Consider the following 514-nt stretch of genomic DNA (forward strand, 5'->3'; position numbering starts at 1 on the left):
TCTTTCTCTTTTCGTTAGCAGCGGCTTCGATTGAAATTCTTTCTCCTTCAAGTATTGTAACCCTCCTTGCTAAGGTGAGAGCGAATCAGAAACGAATGGGTTTTGATATAGTCGAGATAACATATGTAAGAAGGGCGCAGGAGGTGACGTTTACAAGATAATTAGTTTATCGTGTATGAAGAAGCGTTTCTTTCTCCTCATCTGTCCAGCTGACAGCTTTGCCGCTTTCCTTTGAGACTTGAACCATCACGACTGCCCCGGTGAAGCAGGGTTCGCCTTCGAGGTTCTCTCCGAGATAGTGCAAGGTAAGAGATGAACTGCCGACTGCGCTTGTTTTCACATAGATGCGCAACTCTTCATAAGGCATGACTTGGCGCAAATAATCGCATTGCTGGCTTGCCACGACTGTCATGGTCTGTTTGTTTTCACTCATCATATTCAGCTTTTTAAAATAAGAAATCCGCGCCTCCTCAAAATATATAAAAGGGGTTACATTATTCATATGCCCAAACAT

Annotated in this window: 1 protein-coding gene; it reads right to left on the bottom strand. The window is 43.4% G+C overall.

Features of this window, described 5'->3' with window-relative positions:
- Positions 1–166: 166 nt before the first annotated feature.
- Positions 167–514: acyl-CoA thioesterase (locus tag ACWHAR_RS32135; RefSeq protein WP_452089055.1), on the bottom strand; the 348-nt coding region annotated here is incomplete at its 5' end.

The sequence above is a fragment of the Bacillus sp. LR--39 genome (assembly GCF_053613335.1).